Origin of the sequence: Psychrobacter sp. ANT_H56B, assembly GCF_008369245.1 — a bacterium.
Taxonomy (GTDB): Bacteria; Pseudomonadota; Gammaproteobacteria; order Pseudomonadales; family Moraxellaceae; genus Psychrobacter; species Psychrobacter cryohalolentis.
Genome location: NZ_VOBF01000001.1, coordinates 389,548 through 409,389, shown reverse-complemented (window position 1 = coordinate 409,389; position 19,842 = coordinate 389,548). Strand labels below are relative to the sequence as shown.

The window sequence follows — 19,842 nt, the reverse complement described above, 5'->3', positions numbered from 1 at the left end:
CAATTGTATGTTTAATATTTACACACATCAGTCAACTTTTTTATCAAGCAGCATGGCATCACCATAACTAAAAAACCGATACTCGGATTCGATGGCATGTTGATAAGCTTCTTCGATAGATTTTTTTGTGGCAAACGCGGACACTAGCATCAGCAATGTAGACTTTGGTAAGTGAAAATTGGTCAGTAGCTTATCTACGACGCCGAACTTAAAACCGGGATATATAAAAATCTCTGTATCACCTGCCCAGCCAGAGAGTGGCTGTCCATCGACTGCAGTTTGTTGGTAGGCCGTTTCAAGGACACGTGTGACAGTAGTCCCGATAGCAATCACTTGCTTGCCATTGGCATGGGTTTGATTGATAAGGTCGGCAGTGGCTTGAGGCAGGTGTGCATATTCGCTATGCATCGTATGATTCAGCAGGTTCTCTGTTTTTACCGGAGCAAAAGTACCTGCGCCGACATGCAGTGTAACAAAAGCGGTTTGAATACCTTTTGCCGCCAGCTTTTCTAATACAATATCGTCAAAATGTAAGCTTGCTGTCGGGGCAGCGACGCTGGCAAGCTTAGCAGGGTCATGAAAAACAGTCTGATAGCGAGTATTGTCGGTCGCATCGGCAAGGCGTTCGAAATAGGGTGGAATAGGCAGCTCACCATAACGCTCTAAATCAGGCAGAATGGGCGTATCAAAAGCCAAGATAAATAAGTTCTCTTGGCGTCCAATCATGACACCAGTCATATGACCATCAGCAAGTACAAGACCTTGTCCAAGCTTCAACGCTTTACTGGCTTTAACATGACAAAGAGCGATATGCTTTTTTGCAATAACCTTCATGTCTATGATGTCAGAATTTGACGTTATTGCGTCTAGATCCGCGCTATTTAAATCCGATAGAGAGACTAAACGCTCTATTAATACTTCAATCTTTCCACCGGTATCTTTTTGACCAAATAAGCGCGCTTTCATTACCTTGGTATCGTTAAAAACAATCAAGTCGCCTGCATTAAGCAATTCTGGCAACTCAGAAAATAGCTTATCTTCAACTTCAACCTGACGACTAACATTGTTAGCAGGCAAATAAAGTAGCTTTGACGCGGAGCGCTGTGCCAATGGATAACGGGCAATCAGCTGGTCTGGCAGTTCATAATTATAATCATCAACACTTAGATACTCTAAAATATCGTCATTATGACTGGCAGTAATTTCAGAGTTATTATTTAAGGTTTGAGGTTCAGAATCAGTCATAAGAAAGTCTTTCGATAGGTGGGAGTTTTGAGAGCAATTGTAGCAGAAATGAGGATATGAAAGAATGTTTTACTAAGCAGTACTTTTTTATTTACCTCTGAATATAAATAAAATAGCCTAAGTAAAAAATCGAGATATTTATTTAGGAAAACTCTCTAAAGAATTCAGGCGAAAAATCATTCAAATAAATTTAATTGTGGCGTGACTTGCGTTGCAGATGTCAGTGAGGAAAATGTCACACCAACCAATCGAATAGGAAGAGTACGCGGAATGTCCAAAAATAGCTTATCTAACCAAAAGTGAGCGGATTCTGCGCTATCAAATGCCGTCGATAAGGTATGCGAGCGCGTGACTTGAGTAAAATCTGAGTATTTGACCTTTAGAGTAATAGTATAGGCAATAAGCTGTTTTTTGTGCAGCTGACTAAAGGCATCGGCATTTTGTTCATAGATTTGTATTTTTAGTTCATTATCATCCGTTAAATTGTCTCTAAACGTAGTCTCAGAGCCCACCGATTTGTGTGTACGCTCAGACTTGACCGCACGCTCATCACGTCCATGAGCGATATCATGATAAAACTGTCCACGCTTACCGAACTCATTGACTAGTATGGCAGCTGGCGTACGCCGAAGGTCAGCGCCGTTACTAACACCCATTGCATGCAGGCGTTTGGCCGTTGCCTTACCAATACCGTGGAAGCGTTCAATAGGCAAAGCGCTGATAAAGGCATCAGCATCCGCTGGCGTGATGACCGCTGTGCCATTAGGTTTATTAATATCAGAGGCAATTTTCGCCAGCATTTTATTAAATGAGACACCGGCAGAGGCGTTTAGACCCGTTTGTTCTAAAATCTGCGCTCGTAACCAATTTGCCATTAATGTGGCTGAGCCTTGATGAACAGACAACCCAGTAACATCCAAATAGGCTTCATCTAATGATAACGGCTCAACATGTGGGGTCAGACTGTGCATGATACGACGTATCTCAACACTAACCGCACGGTAAACATCAAAGCGCGGCGGTACAAATATTACGTCAGGACAGCGCTTTCTGGCTTCATAACATGACATCGCGGAGCGTACGCCATACTTACGAACTTCATAGCTTGCTGCCGCAACCACGCCGCGACCATTGGGATCGCCGCCAACCACCAATGGCTTGCCACGCAGCTCAGGGAAATCGCGCTGTTCTACACTGGCATAAAAAGCATCCATATCGATATGAATGATTTTGCGAAGGTTAGATTGGCTAACGTCAGGTTTAGTGTTTGTTGTTGTAACATGTATTGTCATAAAACTATTTTACCTGATTTTTCGCACTGATTTTGGTCTCTAATACTCACTCAAAAAGTGAGAAGTGTTACATAGATTGATAAAAAACAAGATTTTCATTAAGGTTTTTAACTACTGAAAACTATTCTAAAAATTTAATATCGATAGTGCATCATCATCGTTCATGTAATCGATAATACTCAAAGAACTATTAGATTGTAAGGTGCCAAATCTGATAAATATGCATGCCACTTAGTAGTGTTTTTAATTGTACTGACCGTTCATATTCATATCTTGACCATTCATCGGAAATACTATATCTGGTTGTTACACTTTTGCTTGCATAGCGTTACAATAAGATAGCTAGGATACAAAGCGTTTATAGAATAGAGCAGGAAAGGTAAATCATCGTTAAATATAGGCATAATGTTTGATGGGTACAGATGAGTAGCAAATGGACTTGCATCGCTTATATCAAGCTCATCGCTTTAGCAACGATAAAGATCATTAATAAATATCAGTATAGAAAACCCTATATTTCATGACGAATAGCTCAAACTATGGTGAGAGAAGTTAAGGAGCTGGGTATGAATAATGAGTTGAGAGGAAGCGATTTAACACGCGCATTGCTTGCACGAGGTGACAAACAAATATGGTGCGCAGTCGATGATGACAGTGATGAACAAGCGATGATGGATCATTGTGGTAACGATTTTACCGCTTATATTGTCGAATTTAAAGATGGCTGTTTTTACTGTAATTGTGGTACGGCTTGGCTGTTCGCAGTACCCGTAAAAACAGTGGCTGCAACACAATCTGATATGAATATTTGAATAGCCTACTTTCCATACTTTAAGTTAGAGAGTATAAATGGCAATAGCACCACTATATTTTCAGAAAAAAGCCTCCGATTTAGGAGGCTTTTTTGCAGCTTATATCAAGCATTTGGTGCATCAAGCTGCACCATAGGGTCAGCGTCGGCAAAAGCCTTTAATGTTCGACAGTGGGCATCGATCGCAACGATATTTGGATAAGCACTGAGATCTACCTTGAAGCGTTCGGCAGAAGAGACCTGCGGAATCAGATAACAATCTGCAAAAGTAGGGCTGTTGCCATAGCAGAATTTACCGCGTGTTTTGTCTTGTGCCAAGCGTTTTTCGAGAGCGTCGAAACCTTCACTCATCCAGCGATGGCACCAAGCCATGACTTGATCTTCATCTACTGACAGCTCATTACGCAGATACTGCAAAACACGTCGGTTATTTAGCGGATGGATATCACAGCCAATCATAGCGCTCAAAGCTCTTACTTGCATGCGACCTGCTGCGTCTTTGGGCAACAGAGGATGCTCAGGATAGACCTCTTCTAACCACTCCAAAATAGCAGGACTTTGATACAACCATAAATCATTTACTTGTACGACGGGTACCAAGCCTTGAGGGTTAATAGATTGAAAGACGGCTTCTAATTGCTCATCTTTTGCTAAATTAACCGCAATGTAATCGTAATCTAACTGCTTTAAATTCATTGCGATACGTGTACGGTAAGAGGTACTACTGCGAAAGTAGCCATAAAGTGTCATCATAGGGCATTCCTTTTATTATGCTGTGTTGTGAGTAAGATAAAGGGTTATAATTACTGAGCTTACTAATGTCTTAAAGAGTAAAAGATACCTATTATGACATTAAGTCTTTATTTCAATTTTCTAATATTGTATTGATAACGCATTCAGTTAATCATTCACAGAGTAAACCATGCCAGCAGCTGAAAACCTGATAGAAAATCTTCCTACGATGAATAAAAACCAAGGCGGCGTACAATCGCTTGAGATTGGGCTGTCGATATTAGACGTGCTCATCGATTGTAACGAGTCGATGATGCTAAAGGATATTGCACAAGCCATGCAAATGCATCCAGCAAAGTGCCACCGTTATTTGGTCAGTCTTATCCGTAAAAACTATGCTCGCCAGCTGAGTGATGGACGCTATGGACTTGGTGATAGAGTTCATGCAATGGGCGCGCTAGGAGCAGTAGGTCATAGTGGGTTTAATCAAAATAATATCTTGGATCGTCTGACGCATATTGCTAATGAGATCAAAGACACGCTTAATTGCGGTGTACAAATCGCTAAATGGTTTAGCGAAGGTCCTATTATCATTCAATCTGTTGAACCAGATAGCGCTATTAGTATTATTACTCGTATCGGATCGCGTATGCCCTTGACCACGTCGGCTACAGGCCATTTGTTCGCAAGCTATCAGCCAGATACCATTATCAAACCCTTGGTCATCGCAGAATGGCAGGCGAAGCAAGAGCAAGCAATAACGGAGAAATGGCAGTACTTTAACCAGTTGCGAGCGAAAGTTCGTACCCAAGGCTATGCGACTGTTACTGGTGATATGTTAATGGGGATTAATGCGATTACTATTCCCGTTATCATACCGCAGCTATCAACCACTGCGAATCTATATGATAAAGACAAACTATCTGTTGAAAGTTTGTCTTTGGAGTATGCCATTACTATCATTGGTACCACAGAGCAGTTGCCCATGAGTGAGCAGCATAATGTGGTCGAGCAAATATTAGCAATTGCACAGCGCTATCAAATAGTGTAGCTCGTAAAATAGCTAAAAATTATCTTAGCTATTTTATAAAGAATAATCTAAACGCTAAAAAATATTACTCACCGGCAGGCGCGACTTCTCGTGCTTCAGCCAGCTCCTCTGCATGTAGAAACTGAGTATGAGCGGGCGCACGTTTGGTACGTGACCATTCATCCAGCATCTCATATTTCATATCTTCAGTAATCATCGAAACTTTTTCTTCTGAGGTAATATCATCGTAAGTAAGCTCCATACGATGTCCATTTGGATCGAAGAAATAGATAGAATGGAAGATACCATGATTCGTCACACCGATCACGTCAATGCCGTTTTCTTCCAAATGCTTTTTAGCTGCCATTAAGGCATCACGGTCTTTTACCTTCATCGCTAGATGTTGTACCCAGCTTGGCGTATTAGGGTCAAAGCCCATTTCAGGCTGATTAGGCACTTCAAAAAATGCCAATACATTGCCATTGCCCGCATCTAGAAACACATGCATATAAGGGTCAAAGGCTTTGGTCGAAGGTACATGATCCTCAGCGAATGCTAGGATGAAATCCATATTCAGATATTTTTTATACCATTCCACGGTTTCTTTAGCGTCTTTGCAGCGATAGGCCACATGATGGATTTTTTCAATTTTAAAACTCATATCAAACTCCTTTTGATAGGGCGTACAATTTGTATTAATCGGTTGGCTGTTAATAATTATGAATATAAATCATTATTAACAGCGTAACTCTATCGTTTGCACGCCTTTTTATACATAAACGTTTACTATATACAGGTCAACAAATAAGTACTATTTGTCAAAATCGAAGGTAAGGGCAGGCAATACTTTGCCGCGTACTTCACCAAAGCCAACACGAATACCGTCTTTTTCGCTATAGCCTTTCATAATGACCGTATCACCATCTTCGATAAAGCTGCGTGTCTCGCCGCCTTGTAGGGTCACTGGTTTGGTCGCATTCCACGCAATCTCTAACATTGAGCCATAAGAATCAGGCGTCGGTCCTGAGATAGTCCCTGAACCCATCATATCGCCCACTTCTACTTTACAGCCAGTAATAGTATGGTGAGTCAACTGCTGCGCCATTGACCAGTACATATATTTAAAATTGGTTTCGCAAACCACCGTTGCTTCTTCAGCATTTTCAGGCAATAGTTCTACTGACAAATGAATGTCATAGCTATTATTGCTGTCTTTTTCGTTCAGATAAGCAAGCGGCTTTGGTTCTTGCGTTGGGCATGGCATCTTGAACGGTGCTAAGGCTTCCATCGTCACAATCCAAGGAGACACTTCAGAGGCAAAAGTTTTGGCGTTAAATGGACCCAACGGCACATATTCCCATTTTTGAATGTCACGAGCTGACCAATCGTTTAGCAAAACCATACCGAAAATATGATCAATAGCATTATCTACGGCAATTGGTTGACCAATATTATTACCTTTGCCAACGACAAACGCCGTTTCAAGCTCAAAGTCCAGACGCTTACAAGGTGAGAAAATAGGGCGGTCATCGGCATTGGGTTTTAGCTGACCCGATGGACGTATCACATCTGTACCACTGACGATGACGGTGCTGGCGCGTCCGTTATAGCCTACTGGCATCTCAGTCCAGTTAGGCAGTAAGGCGTTACTTGGGTCACGGAACATAGTACCGACGTTGGTTGCGTGCTCTTTAGACGAATAGAAATCAGTAAAGCCGGGCACTTGAACCGGCAGATGCATCGTGACATCTGATTGTTGAAATAGGGCTTTTTGCTGCAAATCGGCGTTGTCACGTAAAGTATCACAATCACTAGAGAGTAGCGTTTGAATCGTTTTACGCGCTTTGCTCCAATTGTCTCGACCAGAATCAATAAATGCATTTAACGTGTTTTGATCAAAATATGGACCACCGTCTAAACTTAATAGCCCTTCAGCTTCAAGTACCGATAGATCTAACACTTGCTCGCCGATAGCGATACCAATGCGACGTTTGCCGTCGATGCTGTCACTAAAAATGCCATAAGGCAGATTATGAATAGAGAAGTCAGAATCGGTTGCGATATCTAGGAAAGATGAGAGGTTTTTGTCAATCGTTGACATGATCGGCTCCTTGCTAAAGCGAATATTAAATTACGTTATAATTAACTACTTACGTATAATGTAATTTATAGCGTAATCGATTGCAAGTTTTTTTATGTGCTCGTCCTATAAATTGATTGAGTTTTGACCGAGACTAAAAGCTATAGTCAGTGAAAAGTCATATCGATACATTAGGTACTGCTGGTATCAATTTTTCTTGCTTGCTGTGCCCATGCAGACAGAGGCTGCAAAAAATTTGTACCAGCAGTACCGTAGCGTTTTGACTATATTTGCCTTTTTTGCTAAAAATATCACCACTACGAAATCCAACGCATGAAAAAAGGCTAAGTAATGATACTTAGCCTTTGTTTATATTTTAATAAAAGCGATTAGGGAATTAATCTTTTAAAACGTCAACCATCGCATTGGCAACATAGTCGATATTGGTACTGTTTAAGCCGGCAACACACATACGTGAGTTCGATACCATATAGATACCATACTTGCTTTGTAGTTGTGCAACTTGTTCAGGCGTCAGACCTGTAAAGCTAAACATACCGTTTTGTGCAGTCAAGTAATCAAAGCTACGACCTGGGATTTTTTCTTCTAATACTGATTTGAGTTTGGTACGCATAGATTTGATACGGTCACGCATCGCATATACTTCGCCAACCCATTGCTCATGTAGCGCTTCGTCGTTCATAACGATATCAACCACGCGACCACCATGTGATGGCGGGCTTGAGTAGATACGACGTACCGTAGAGTTCAGCTGACCAAAGACGCGATCAGTTTCATCTACCGTTGGGCACACGACTGATAGACCGCCGACACGCTCGCCATATAGCGATAAGTTTTTAGAGAATGAGTTGCTGACAAACAATGGCAGACCCATATCGACGGCTTTACGAATGGCGTAAGCATCGCTGTCCATATCTTCGCCAAAGCCTTGATAAGCGATGTCCATAAACGGAATCAGCTCGCGCGCTTGAATGACGTTTAGGACTTGATCCCATTGCTCACGAGTCAAATCAACGCCCGTTGGGTTATGACAACAAGGATGAAGCAGCAGAACATCATCTTTATTCAATGTCTCAAAAAACGCGATCATCTCATAAAATTTGATGCCACCAGTAGCAGTATCGTAGTACGGGTATTTACCGACTTCGACGTCAGACCCTTCAAAAATAGCAATGTGATTGCCCCATGTAGGGTCGCTCACGTAACACTTAGACTGCGGGAACCATTCGTGGATGAATTCTGCGCCGACTTTTAGTGCACCAGAGCCACCGATGGTCGCGATAGTAGCCACTAAGCCATCTTGTAAAATCTGAGCGTCTTTACCAAACAGCAATTCTTGACAGCCTTTGCGATGTCCTGGTAAACCTGCCATTGGTAAGTACGGACGCGGCGAGATAGGGTCAGCAATACGTTGTTCAGCGGTTTTTACACACTCAAGTACTGGCATTTTGCCATCTTCGTCATAATAGACACCGACACCCAAATTGACTTTATCTGGGTTGTTATCGGCTGCAAATTTGTCCATCAATCCTAAGATTGGGTCGCCGGCATAGTAATCGATACGTTCAAACATGTGTTTTCCTTACAAGGGATATAAGTACAAAGGTATAAGTTGAGGCGCTAAAAAGCATAAACCAGTTTGGGCATTAACTCAATGTTAGATTCCATTATCCCCACCAATTCATGCATTTTTTTGCCTAGTGATGCCATTTTCTTGAATCATCGTCTGACTTGTTTTGATAAAGGGTAGAAAGCTGGCTGTTAAATATTTTGCAAATCATCAAAATGGGTCGCAAAGTAGCCCTGCAAAAAATGCTTAAAAGCGATACTCGCCGGCGATAAAGCTCGCGATGAACGTTGGTAAATAAAGAATCGGCGCATTTTGACAGGTTGCGTCAAAGGTCGCATCTGCAAACCATTAGCGCTGACCCAGTCTATCACCTCAGGCATATAAGGCAGACACAAGGTAATACCAAAGCCTTGACGGGTCATCTCGAGCGCTGTCGACATAAAATTTACTTTATAGCGTGCTTGTTGTATGTGGTTTGCGATACGCTCATCAAGCTCTGCGGTCACTTGCTCAATAAATGGACCTTGCAGGGTAATAAGCGGCGTATCAATCAAATCCTGCCAAATAATTTCAGATTTACATGCCAGCGCATGACTATCAGGCATGACCACACAGAATGGCAGCTGATATAACAAGTCGGCACTGATGTCATCTTCAGCGTCCATAAATTCAAGCTCAGTGCCCACGCCCAAATCCACCTCAATGTTTTGAATGTGTTCTAAGACATTTTCTGCTGAGCAATCAAGCAAAGACACGCTGATGTCAGGATATTCTTTGGCAAACTGAGCGATAACCGCAGGCATAGAGGAGGCCGCAAACTGTGATACGGCGAGCCTGACTTGACCTTGCGCTAAGCTCGTTAAGCTACTGGCTTCATTCTCAAACAGCTGCATCTCATTTAAGATGCGCCGAGCTTGCGGCAATAGATGCCGTCCAACTGCCGACAACGACAGCTGACGTGTAGTGCGATCAAACAACACAATGCCAAGGCTAGATTCAAGCTCTTTTATCAATCCACTGACCGCAGATTGGGTCAAATGCATCTGGTCGCTGGCACGAGTAAAGCTGCCGTTGTCAGCGACTTTGATAAAAGCGGTAAGTTGGCGAATGCTGATATTCATAAGTAAACCTGATAAATAAATCAAAAAATACGATTAGTCTTATAAATCAAGCTAATCTAATATAAATGAATCGTCAATAGGAATGATTGATGAAACTTATTTTTTGCTAATTTTTAGCGCTTTATACCACCAATTGCAATTAAGGATGATGACAATGGCAGATTTATTTGACAACCCTATGGGTCTACAAGGCTTCGATTTTGTTGAGTTCGTCTCACAAGAGCCTGAGCTTGTCGAAGAGCTGTTTCGCAACCTTGGCTTTACCCATGTCGCCAATCACCGCTCAAAAGATGTTTCCTTGTTTCGCCAAGGAGACATCAATCTCATATTAAACCGCGAACCAAAAAGTCATGGCAGCTACTTTTTAGGTGAGCATGGTGCCGGCGCTTGTAGCATGGGTTTTCGTGTAAAAAATGCCCAGCAAGCTTATGATTTAGCGATCGAAAACGGTGCTGAGCCAGTCGATGTCAAAACAGGAGTGATGGAGTTACGCCTCCCAGCGATCAAAGGTATCGGCGGCTCGCTCATTTATCTTATCGACCGCTTTACCGCTGGTAACTCTATTTATGACATCGACTTTGAATATCTGCCTGATGTTGATAAGCATCCAAAAGGCTTTGGCTTTAAAGTCATCGACCATCTAACGCATAACGTTTACCGTGGTCGCATGGCTTACTGGGCTGACTTCTACGAGCGTATCTTTAACTTCCGTGAAATCCGTTATTTCGATATCAAAGGTGAATACACTGGCTTGACCAGTAAAGCGATGACTGCACCTGATGGCAAAATTCGTATCCCATTGAACGAAGAGTCAAAGCAGGGCGGCGGTCAGATCGAAGAGTACTTGATGCAATTTAATGGTGAAGGTATCCAGCATATCGCGCTATTGAGTGATGATTTATTGTCTAGCATCGACAAATTGCGAGAGATGGGTATTCCACTCATGACGGCACCAAATGATACTTATTATAAGATGCTTGATGAGCGTCTAGCAGGTCATGGCGAGAATATCTCTGAGCTACAGATGCGCGGTATCTTGTTAGATGGCACGACCGAGGGCGATGTTCCGCGTCTGCTACTACAGATTTTCTCTGAAACCATCTTAGGTAGCCCAGTATTCTTTGAGTTTATCCAGCGTAAAGGCGATTACGAAGAGGGCTTCGGTGAAGGTAACTTTAAAGCATTGTTTGAATCTATCGAGCGCGACCAAGTACGCCGCGGCATGGTTGGTCAGACAGAGATAGAGACAGAAGCGCCATAATTTTCAGAGATTTCTTAAGAATGCCTTTAAAAAAGCACTTTTAAACAAGTATCAAAAGGGCAAGATGAAAGGGGTTTATCTTGTCCTTACTACCTTTGTGACTCTGCTATTAATAATAAACGTTAAAAGCGAGGCAGACAAAGTAGATAAAGCAAATGACTGATACCAAGGTATTAGACTCATTGCAATATAAGGAAACTAGGCATGGAAAGCCGTCACCAGACAACTGCGTACACAAAGCCTCTCAGTAGCAATTCGTTAAGCACTGAAGCTTCTACTCATCATTTAACTCAGAAGAAGCAACCTTACGTATCGCGTCAGCCAGATACTCATGGTCATATACATTATAGTGACGATGAAAACGCGATGTGGCAAGCACTGCTTGAACGTCAAGCCAAGCAAATACCCAATCGTGCCAGTTCAGCCTATCTTGAGGGTTTAGAGAAACTCAAGCTACCAGCAACGCATATTCCACAACTACAAGATATTGATGAAGTATTGCAAGCCAGTACCGGTTGGCAAACCGCTGCTGTACCAGCGTTAATCAGCTTCGGTAAATTCTTCAAGCTTTTAGCTGATAAACGCTTTCCGGTTGCGACCTTTATCCGCCGCTTTGATGATATGGACTATATTGAAGAGCCAGATATTTTTCATGAAATCGTCGGACATTGTCCGCTGCTGACCCATCCTGCGTTTGCAACTTTTAATGAGACTTATGGCAAGCTTGGTCTCAATGCGACTAAGCAAGAGCGTCTTTATTTAGCACGCCTGTATTGGTTCACTATCGAATTTGGTCTAATGGGCGCGACCAAAGAAACCCGCAAGATTTATGGTGGCGGCATTTTAAGCTCGCCGTCTGAAACCATCTATGCCCTAAGCGATGAACCGGACTGTCGTGCGTTTGATTTGATTGACGTATTGCGCACGCCTTACCGTATTGATCAAATTCAGCCTATCTATTATGCAATTAACGATTTGGATACGTTATTTGATATCGTGAATAGCGACATTATGGGCGCTGTAAAAAAGGCGATGAGTTTAGGACTGTTTGAGCCAACATATGCTATCAAAACCGCTTAATAGATAGTGCATTTTTTATAAGTAAAAAAGGAACCAACGTCAACACGGACGTACATTCATTAAAAAACTAATAGTTAATATAAAAGGACATTATCATGACGACATTATCACAAGCCAGCTGTGAAGCCTGCCGTATTGGCGCACCGACAGTCAGCGACAGCGAAGCAACAGAGTTATTACAACAAATACCAGAGTGGACGTTGATTGAAATCGATGGCATCAAGCAATTACAGCGTCAATATAAATTTAAGAATTTCGTTTTAGCAATGGCATTTGCCAATGAGCTTGCTGAGATTTCTGAAGCAGAAGGGCATCATCCGGGCATATTGGTAGAGTGGGGCAAGGTGACGGTCACTTGGTGGTCGCACAGTATTAAAGGTTTGCATCGCAATGACTTTGTCATGGCAGCCAAGACCGACAGCTTACTCACCAAATAATCAGAGTAGCAATACTGCTAGCAACTGATTAAACTTGTCACCCTAAAATCAAACCCTGTTGCCAGACTCTACTGGCACTCTAAGGATGTGTGATGCCTCCAAAAATTCTAACCCAAATCTCATCGCAGCTGGCATTTATGATTTCAGCCATTGTCATTGCTATCATGGGCGTTACCATGATTGGCTTTGGCTGGGTACCGCATTTATCATTGATCCTCGCTATCTGTGTCCTGCTAGGCATTGGTATATTTAAAGGATTAAGTTTTGATGATATGCAAGCGCAAATGGCATCCGGCGTTATGCGCGGTATTGGTGCGATCTATTTATTCTTCTTTATCGGTTTGATGGTCGCCGCTTTGATGATGTCTGGTGCCATCCCAACGCTGATGTATTTTGGTTTTGAGCTGATATCGCCGCAGTATTATTATATCTCCGCCTTTGTATTGACCTCTATTATTGGTATTGCTTTGGGCAGTAGTTTGACGACTGCTGCGACGCTTGGCGTGGCTTTCATTGGTATGAGTGATGCCTTTGATGCTAACGTTGCGATAGCGGCAGGCGCTGTGGTATCAGGGGCATTTTTTGGTGATAAAATGTCGCCATTATCGGATACTTGTACCATTGCTTCAGCCGTTGTAGGCATCGATTTGTTTGAGCATATACGCAATATGATGTACACCACGGTACCAGCATGGATATTAACAGTTATATTATTTTGGTTTTTCTCAGGACAGACAGCTGGCTCAGATTTAAGTCAAGTAACGGTGCTAAAAGGACAGTTGATTGACAGTGGTTTGGTACATGGTTATGCGGTATTGCCATTTGTGGTCTTGATTGCGCTGGCTCTATTTCGAGTTAATGCCATTTACACCATTATTTGTACCATTGCTGTGGCAATTATCATTACTTATATGCATAGCACGCCAAACGTTGGGCAGTTGGGCGGTTATTTCTTTGCAGGTTATACACCCGCAGAATCATTGGAGCTTGGTGAAGTGGGTGGTATGCTGTCGCGTGGCGGTGTGCAAAGTATGTTCTTTACTCAAGCCATCGTAATATTGGCGCTGAGTTTAGGCGGATTGTTGACGGCATTGGGAATTTTACCAGCCTTGTTATCTGGTATTAAAGACAGTTTAACGACAGCAGGACGCGCCATTTTTGCCGCTGCCATGTCAGCACTCAGTATCAATGTCCTTATCGGCGAGCAGTATTTGAGTATTCTTTTATCGGGTACGGCATTTCGTCCGACGTTTGAGCGCTTGAACTTGCATCCAAAAAATCTATCACGCACCATTGAAGATGCCGGTACAGTGATCAATCCACTTGTACCATGGAGTGTGTGCGGTGTGTTTATCAGCCAAGCGTTAGGTGTGCCAGTGCTTGATTATCTACCTTATGCGTTCTTCTGTTATTTATCACTGCTACTGACGATATTGTTTGGCTTTACAGGGATAACGATTACGCGTAAAGATGGGTCTAGCGTCCGTAAGCATCAAAAAGCACAAGCCGTTAATTAAATAACGGCTACATAAACCCCTTTAAAGAATATTCATTCTTTAAAGGGGTTTTTTCGTAATAGGCTAATCATCTGCTCTAAAAAATCAGCGACGTGCTTATGAAGGTTTTCTCGATAAGCCCAATGATGCTTGACCTCGTAACTTGCCTCATTGGGCAGTAGTATTTTCATCATCCCCATCTCTTCATAACGCTTTGCCAAATCATTGGGCAAGTAGCCGACATGATGACCTGCCAAAATTAATTGCGCGGTCGCCTCCATATGGTAAGTGGTGGCGCTTAAAGTTTTTGGGCGGACATGATTGATACTCAAATCAGTAATATAGCCTCGTTTTATCCATGGATAGTTGTGTTCCAAATCCTCAAAGGTTAAACCTTCCGCCTTATAAAATAGCTGATGCTCACGTCCACAGCAAACCACTTGCTTTTCGATAAATGCTGGCTGAAAAGTCAATAGGGGTGGGAAGCTGCCAAAATATCCCACGCCAATATCACTTTCATTACTTAAAAGCTTATCAAGCATACTCTCAGGGCTTTGCACATCGATAGAAAAATGTATCAATGGATTATTACGATAGCTCGCAGCCAAGCACTGACGTAACGCATCATAAAAAACCGTTGGCATCTGATCGATAAGACATAATCGAATATGACCGCCATGCACAGAGTCTAATTGACGAATATAATGCAATTGATGCTGAAAGCTTGCCACCGCTTCGGTAAAACTTAAGCAAGCCTCATAAACCGCTGCCCCATCTTCTGTCAGCTTAAAACCCGCGCGTCCACGATGACAAAGTGTCATACCCAAGCGGTCTTCTAAATGGGTCAAATGACCGCTGATGACAGACGGCGTGACATTTAAGCGTGACTGCGCGGCGGTCACACCTTGACACTCTACGATGGCCATAAAGCTCCGCAGGGTTTTGATGTCAATTTTTATCAATTCATCTAGCATTGAAGGTCATGTCCCCCTATCTATTGTCTTAACCGACTCTTTATAAAACTTCTATAAATAACGAATAAATCAAAGTTACTACGAAAAATCAGAAGTTTACTTCTAAATTTTACCATGGTCTCGCCTCTGATATTTAGGTATTGTCAGAGCTATAGAAAAAGTGGCATAGATAAAAGTAATATAGACAAATTGTCTGTTTTGACCAATCGATACAAGGATGTGAGTGATGAAATTCAATCAACCATTAAGCGGCAACGACATGCCAAGATTTGGCGGCTTCGCTTCTATGATGCGCCTGCCAACCCAAGCCGATGCCGAAGGACTGGATGTGGCTTTCGTTGGGGTGCCTTTAGATATTGGCGCATCAAACCGTAGCGGTGCAAGATTGGGTCCGAGACAGATTCGCGATGAGTCACGCATGATTCGCCCTTATAATGTCGCCACTCGCGCGGCTCCCTTTGAGTCTTTGCAGGTCGCTGACATTGGCGACGTGCCTATCAATACCTTTAACCTGCTAAAAAGCGTCGATATTATTGAGAAATTCTATACCGATAAAATCGTCAGTCATGGCGCTATTCCTTTAACCTTAGGCGGCGATCATACCATTGCCTTGCCTATTTTGCGTGCGCTCGCCAAAAAACATGGCCCTGTTGGTATGGTGCATATCGATGCGCATGCCGATATCAATGATGAAATGTTTGGTGAAAAAATCGCCCATGGTACGCCATTCCGCCGAGCTGTCGAAGAAAATCTCATTGATGGCAATCGTGTGGTACAGATTGGCTTACGTGGTACGGGTTATAGTGCTGAAGAGTTTGATTGGTCAACCGAGCAAGGCTTTCGCGTAGTGCCTGCTGAGGAATGCTGGTACAAGTCGCTGACGCCATTGATGGCAGAAGTGCGCGAAAAATTAGGCGATGGCCCAGTATATTTAAGTTTCGATATTGATGGGATTGATCCTGCGTTTGCACCGGGTACGGGAACCGCTGAAATCGGTGGCTTGACGTCAACGCAAGGTATTGAAATCATTCGCGGTATGCGTGGCCTTGATGTGGTCGGTGGCGATTTAGTAGAAGTGTCACCGCCGTATGACCCGTTTGGTAACACCTCGGTACTAGCCGCGAACCTGCTATTTGAGATGCTATGTATCCTACCGGGCGTGCGCTATGACGATAAGGTCAAAGCCATTTATTGAGCATAACTTATAATCTTAAATTGCCTTTTATAGGGAATTAAAGGTCAGTTTGGGTTTAGCTTGGATTTGATACTGAACGACTTATTTAATTGCTATTGAATTTTTTAGGATGATTAACTCATGACGCATTCTCTCCAAACGCCTTCTTCATTGCCAAATTCCGTGCCAACTGCCTCATCTCTAACTTGCGGTGAGCTACTCGTACAGTGGCTAGAGTATTATGGGGTTGAGACGGTATTTGGTATTCCGGGCGTACATACGGTCGAGCTATATCGTGGCCTGCCCAATACCGATATCCGCCACGTGACACCGCGTCATGAGCAAGGCGCAGGCTTTATGGCGGATGGTTATTACCGCGCTTCTGGTAAAGTCGGGGTATGCTTTATCATCACCGGTCCCGGCATGACCAACATCATGACGGCGATGGCGCAAGCATTGGCAGATTCTATCCCGATGCTGGTGATATCTAGTGTCAATAAAGTGCAGCATACCGGCAGCGGTGAAGGGCACTTGCATGAATTGCACGATCAGCAAGGTATGGTCAGTAAGGTTGCGCTCATGAGTAAAACGATTTGGCAGCCTTAGTCATTACCAAAAGTCATCGCTGAAGCTTTTGCGTTATTTAATGGCACGCGTCCAGGGCCGGTGCATATCCAGCTGCCTATTGATGTGATTACCGCCGATGCCAGTCATGTCGCCAAGCCGCCTAAGTTAAATAAGCTAAATAAGCGAGATGCTTCTCTAAACAGCCAATCTACTAATAATATTTTGACGCAACTACAAGCAAACAAACCGCTACCTCATCCTGCGCAATTGGATTTGATTATTGAGCAGCTTAAAAGCGCAAAAAATCCAGTCTTACTTTACGGCGGCGGCTGCGTTGATGTTAATCATGACGCACAAAAATTGGCAGAACTTATCGATGCACCGACGTTTTTGACCATTAATGCCAAAGGTTTACTGCCGCCTGCTCATCCGCTGAGTTTGGGTAGCAATCAGTCATTGGCTGTTGGTCGCGCTGTCATTAGCGAGGCCGACTTAGTATTGGCGATAGGTACTGAGCTTGGTGAGACTGATTATGACGTCTTTTTTAATGGTGGGTTCCAAATCAATGGCACGCTGATTCGTATCGACTGCGATGCTCAGCAATTACAGCGTCCGTTTAGAGCAGATATTGCGCTATTGTCAGACGCGCAAATGGCTATCAGCGGTTTATGTACGCGCTTAGAGAATCAACCGCTGAATCATCAAGCAGCACCGCTAGTAGCAAAGGTAAAGCAAGCGTTGATAGAAGAAATGACGCCAGATTTTGCTGGTCAAAACGCACTGCTACAGCTGATTCGAGATGAAGTAAAAGACGTCATTTTCGTTGGCGATTCAACCCAACCTGTTTATAGTGGCAACCTTGGTTTTGAGGCTTTAGCCACGCGTCGATGGTTTAACTCATCGACTGGCTTTGGCACTTTGGGTTATGGTTTGCCTGCCGCGATTGGTGCCATGATTGGCTCAAAAGCGCCAGTTATTAGCCTGATTGGCGATGGTGGCATTCAGTTTACCATCGCAGAATTAATCTGCGCCGCCGAGCTTGAGCTGCCATTGATTGTGCTGTTATGGAACAACCAAGGTTACGGTGAGATTCGCCGCTATATGGAAGAGGGCGGCTTGCCACTGATTGGGGTTAATATCAAAACACCGAATTTTGAGCCATTAGCCGCAGGATTTGGCGCAGGTTATCGTCGAATCACGGATAAGCAGCAGCTGCTCGAGGCATTGCAAAAGGACATCAAAGGCAAGCAACCGATTATTTATGAGGTTGATGAAGCTGACGAATTTCTTCTTGAAATGGGTAAGAGTTTTACCTGTTTTAGCTAATGTACTAAAGCGTCATTTACACGAAAAATAACTAATAAAACGGCATTCAACTATTTGTTCAATTCGCTCAATCTATGGATAGATTGGATAGCGAAAGAAAGAAATTTGGCGATCGTCGCCTATCAAGGAGGAATCAGATGTCAAATGTTATTGATCAATCGCAGCAGCCCATATTGGGCAATCATGTTAGTGTGTCAGAGACCCCGCAAGGCGCACAGTGGCGCGCCGCAATGTGGAAGTTCTTGCTGTTTTCAGCATTGGGTATTGCGTTATTTATCATCCCGTTTCAATGGGACGGCAAGGTCACTATTTTATTAGGAGTGCTTACCGATACCTTGCAAGCATTGGTTGGAGGTTATGTTGTTTACGCTGCATTAGCGATTGTTACAGTCTCCTTTGTAGGGGTGCTAGCGGTCAAAGTTTTGAAGCCTAATATGCCAGCCGATTCTATGCGCGCAAAGTTGTTTGATGTCGATTGGTTTTGGCTTGCTGCGCGGTTTTTAGGGGCGCTATTTGTTTGGATGATTTACCTACAAATCGGACCTGAGTTTATTATCAACCGCAATACCGGCGGCGTGATTTTTGAAGACCTTATCCCTATTTTGATTCCTTTGTTCTTTTTTGCCATTTTATCTTTGCCGTTTCTGACGGATTTTGGTTTGATGGAATTCTTGGGTACTTTATCCAGCAAAGTGTTTGTTAAATTGTTTAAGTTACCCGGTCGCTCTGCGGTCGATGCGATGTCTTCTTGGTTTGGCGCGGCTTCCATTGGCTTGCTGGTCACCATGCAAGAGTACAATAAAAGCTATTATAGTCTGCGTGAAGCAGCCATTATCGCAACGACTTTTTCAGTCACCTCCATCGCTTTTACCTATGTGGTTGCCAAAACCATCGGCGTTGACAATAACTTTGTGTATTTTTATCTGACCATTGCCTTAACGGGCTTTATTGCTGCCATTATCATGCCGCACCTACCACCATTGTCTTTGAAACCTGATACTTATCACTTAGGTAAGAGCATGCTTGATGAAGAGATTCCGGCTCAGTACACCACCTATCAATGGGCGATCAACCGTGCAATCACGCGCGCGCACTCTATGCCAAGCTTGGGTAAAGTTTTTAAACACAGCTTAAAGAACTTGTTTGATATCTATTTTGGCTTAATTCCGGTGGTTTTTGCTATCGGTACCATCGGTCTTGGCTTAGCCGAGTACACGCCGGTATTTAATTGGTTGTCGGCACCGCTCGTACCAGTGCTTGAGTTGCTGCAAATTCCAGAGGCTGCTGAAGCGGCACCAGCGATGATTATGGGCTTTGCTGATATGTATCTGCCTGCTTTGGTCGGTAAAAGTATCGAGAGTGAAATGACGCGCTTTATCGTTGGCGCAGCTTCTATTACCCAGATTATCTATATGTCTGAGGTAGGCGCGCTGATTCTAAAATCAAATATTAAGCTGAATGTGCTAGAGCTATTTATGATTTTTATTCTGCGCACGCTGATCAGTTTGGTGGTTATTACTACCGTGGCGCATCTGTTGTATTAAAAAATGTGCTTGTGCGTAATGCTATGCAAGCAGTCGGTTGTGCCTGATTAAAGGTAGCTATTGAAGCGGTAGACCGAGATG

18 protein-coding genes are annotated in these 19,842 nt (G+C 43.2%); 10 read left to right on the top strand and 8 right to left on the bottom strand.

Translation table 11 applies throughout. The annotated features are described in order from the left end of the window. Positions 1-27: 27 nt before the first annotated feature. On the bottom strand, positions 28-1,245 hold the full coding sequence (gene queA, locus FQ082_RS01610; protein ID WP_149491793.1) for a tRNA preQ1(34) S-adenosylmethionine ribosyltransferase-isomerase QueA: 1,218 nt from the start codon (positions 1,243-1,245) through the stop codon (positions 28-30). A gap of 176 nt (positions 1,246-1,421) precedes the next feature. Then, positions 1,422-2,537, bottom strand: a complete 1,116-nt coding sequence (gene dinB, locus FQ082_RS01605) for a DNA polymerase IV (protein ID WP_149491792.1) — start codon at positions 2,535-2,537, stop codon at positions 1,422-1,424. Between the two features lie 566 nt (positions 2,538-3,103). Between dinB and FQ082_RS01600 the strand changes: the two genes are divergently transcribed. Beyond that, positions 3,104-3,349, top strand: coding sequence for a hypothetical protein (locus FQ082_RS01600; RefSeq protein ID WP_262498122.1), 246 nt, complete (start codon positions 3,104-3,106; stop codon positions 3,347-3,349). Between the two features lie 104 nt (positions 3,350-3,453). Here the strand turns inward: FQ082_RS01600 and maiA are convergent, their stop codons facing one another. Continuing rightward, positions 3,454-4,098, bottom strand: coding sequence for a maleylacetoacetate isomerase (gene maiA / locus FQ082_RS01595; protein WP_223145336.1), 645 nt, complete (start codon positions 4,096-4,098; stop codon positions 3,454-3,456). Positions 4,099-4,270: 172 nt separating this feature from the next. Between maiA and FQ082_RS01590 the strand changes: the two genes are divergently transcribed. Beyond that, positions 4,271-5,131, top strand: coding sequence for an IclR family transcriptional regulator (locus FQ082_RS01590; RefSeq protein ID WP_149491789.1), 861 nt, complete (start codon positions 4,271-4,273; stop codon positions 5,129-5,131). 64 nt (positions 5,132-5,195) lie between these two features. Here the strand turns inward: FQ082_RS01590 and FQ082_RS01585 are convergent, their stop codons facing one another. The 4 genes from FQ082_RS01585 to FQ082_RS01570 form a co-directional block, all read right to left on the bottom strand. Then, positions 5,196-5,771: a VOC family protein gene (locus FQ082_RS01585; RefSeq protein WP_149491788.1), complete on the bottom strand. Its 576-nt coding sequence runs from the start codon at positions 5,769-5,771 to the stop codon at positions 5,196-5,198. A gap of 150 nt (positions 5,772-5,921) precedes the next feature. Then, positions 5,922-7,211 (bottom strand): fumarylacetoacetase, encoded by a 1,290-nt coding sequence (gene fahA / locus FQ082_RS01580; RefSeq protein WP_149491787.1) that lies wholly within the window; start codon positions 7,209-7,211, stop codon positions 5,922-5,924. A 376-nt stretch (positions 7,212-7,587) separates the two neighbouring features. After that, positions 7,588-8,784: an aromatic amino acid transaminase gene (locus FQ082_RS01575; RefSeq protein WP_149491786.1), complete on the bottom strand. Its 1,197-nt coding sequence runs from the start codon at positions 8,782-8,784 to the stop codon at positions 7,588-7,590. A gap of 188 nt (positions 8,785-8,972) precedes the next feature. Further along, complete coding sequence (locus tag FQ082_RS01570) at positions 8,973-9,902, bottom strand: LysR family transcriptional regulator (RefSeq protein WP_149491785.1); 930 nt, start codon at positions 9,900-9,902, stop codon at positions 8,973-8,975. Between the two features lie 154 nt (positions 9,903-10,056). On the opposite strand from FQ082_RS01570, the gene hppD reads away from it, so the two are divergent. The 4 genes from hppD (at position 10,057) to nhaC (ending at position 14,197) form a co-directional block, all read left to right on the top strand. Beyond that, positions 10,057-11,163, top strand: a complete 1,107-nt coding sequence (hppD, locus tag FQ082_RS01565) for a 4-hydroxyphenylpyruvate dioxygenase (RefSeq protein WP_149491784.1) — start codon at positions 10,057-10,059, stop codon at positions 11,161-11,163. Between the two features lie 204 nt (positions 11,164-11,367). After that, a complete protein-coding gene (gene phhA, locus FQ082_RS01560) occupies positions 11,368-12,243 on the top strand; it encodes a phenylalanine 4-monooxygenase (protein ID WP_149491783.1) in 876 nt (291 codons plus the stop codon). Positions 12,244-12,338: 95 nt separating this feature from the next. Continuing rightward, entirely contained in the window at positions 12,339-12,680 is a 342-nt protein-coding gene (locus FQ082_RS01555) for a 4a-hydroxytetrahydrobiopterin dehydratase (protein ID WP_020443697.1), read from the top strand. 92 nt (positions 12,681-12,772) lie between these two features. Continuing rightward, complete coding sequence (gene nhaC / locus FQ082_RS01550) at positions 12,773-14,197, top strand: Na+/H+ antiporter NhaC (RefSeq protein ID WP_149491782.1); 1,425 nt, start codon at positions 12,773-12,775, stop codon at positions 14,195-14,197. A gap of 32 nt (positions 14,198-14,229) precedes the next feature. Here nhaC and FQ082_RS01545 read toward each other — a convergent pair whose 3' ends face one another. After that, positions 14,230-15,150 carry a LysR family transcriptional regulator gene (locus FQ082_RS01545; protein WP_149491781.1) on the bottom strand — a complete coding sequence of 307 codons (921 nt, stop codon included), beginning with the start codon at positions 15,148-15,150 and terminating at the stop codon, positions 14,230-14,232. 226 nt (positions 15,151-15,376) lie between these two features. Here FQ082_RS01545 and speB point away from each other — a divergent pair, with 226 nt between their 5' ends. The 4 genes from speB (at position 15,377) to FQ082_RS01530 (ending at position 19,761) form a co-directional block, all read left to right on the top strand. Further along, a complete protein-coding gene (gene speB / locus FQ082_RS01540; protein ID WP_020443695.1) occupies positions 15,377-16,345 on the top strand; it encodes an agmatinase in 969 nt (322 codons plus the stop codon). A 120-nt stretch (positions 16,346-16,465) separates the two neighbouring features. Further along, entirely contained in the window at positions 16,466-16,930 is a 465-nt protein-coding gene (locus FQ082_RS13110) for a thiamine pyrophosphate-binding protein (RefSeq protein ID WP_262498121.1), read from the top strand. A 60-nt stretch (positions 16,931-16,990) separates the two neighbouring features. Then, positions 16,991-18,217 (top strand): thiamine pyrophosphate-dependent enzyme, encoded by a 1,227-nt coding sequence (locus tag FQ082_RS01535; protein WP_410477370.1) that lies wholly within the window; start codon positions 16,991-16,993, stop codon positions 18,215-18,217. Between the two features lie 137 nt (positions 18,218-18,354). Then, entirely contained in the window at positions 18,355-19,761 is a 1,407-nt protein-coding gene (locus FQ082_RS01530) for a YjiH family protein (RefSeq protein WP_149491780.1), read from the top strand. The last annotated feature ends 81 nt before the right edge of the window (positions 19,762-19,842 follow it).

Coding starts and splice junctions, on each gene's coding strand:
- queA (WP_149491793.1), bottom strand. CDS start 1,245: ATGACTGATTCTGAACCTCAAACCTTAAATAATAACTCTGAAATTACT.
- dinB (WP_149491792.1), bottom strand. CDS start 2,537: ATGACAATACATGTTACAACAACAAACACTAAACCTGACGTTAGCCAA.
- FQ082_RS01600 (WP_262498122.1), top strand. CDS start 3,104: ATGAATAATGAGTTGAGAGGAAGCGATTTAACACGCGCATTGCTTGCA.
- maiA (WP_223145336.1), bottom strand. CDS start 4,098: ATGACACTTTATGGCTACTTTCGCAGTAGTACCTCTTACCGTACACGT.
- FQ082_RS01590 (WP_149491789.1), top strand. CDS start 4,271: ATGCCAGCAGCTGAAAACCTGATAGAAAATCTTCCTACGATGAATAAA.
- FQ082_RS01585 (WP_149491788.1), bottom strand. CDS start 5,771: ATGAGTTTTAAAATTGAAAAAATCCATCATGTGGCCTATCGCTGCAAA.
- fahA (WP_149491787.1), bottom strand. CDS start 7,211: ATGTCAACGATTGACAAAAACCTCTCATCTTTCCTAGATATCGCAACC.
- FQ082_RS01575 (WP_149491786.1), bottom strand. CDS start 8,784: ATGTTTGAACGTATCGATTACTATGCCGGCGACCCAATCTTAGGATTG.
- FQ082_RS01570 (WP_149491785.1), bottom strand. CDS start 9,902: ATGAATATCAGCATTCGCCAACTTACCGCTTTTATCAAAGTCGCTGAC.
- hppD (WP_149491784.1), top strand. CDS start 10,057: ATGGCAGATTTATTTGACAACCCTATGGGTCTACAAGGCTTCGATTTT.
- phhA (WP_149491783.1), top strand. CDS start 11,368: ATGGAAAGCCGTCACCAGACAACTGCGTACACAAAGCCTCTCAGTAGC.
- FQ082_RS01555 (WP_020443697.1), top strand. CDS start 12,339: ATGACGACATTATCACAAGCCAGCTGTGAAGCCTGCCGTATTGGCGCA.
- nhaC (WP_149491782.1), top strand. CDS start 12,773: ATGCCTCCAAAAATTCTAACCCAAATCTCATCGCAGCTGGCATTTATG.
- FQ082_RS01545 (WP_149491781.1), bottom strand. CDS start 15,150: ATGCTAGATGAATTGATAAAAATTGACATCAAAACCCTGCGGAGCTTT.
- speB (WP_020443695.1), top strand. CDS start 15,377: ATGAAATTCAATCAACCATTAAGCGGCAACGACATGCCAAGATTTGGC.
- FQ082_RS13110 (WP_262498121.1), top strand. CDS start 16,466: ATGACGCATTCTCTCCAAACGCCTTCTTCATTGCCAAATTCCGTGCCA.
- FQ082_RS01530 (WP_149491780.1), top strand. CDS start 18,355: ATGTCAAATGTTATTGATCAATCGCAGCAGCCCATATTGGGCAATCAT.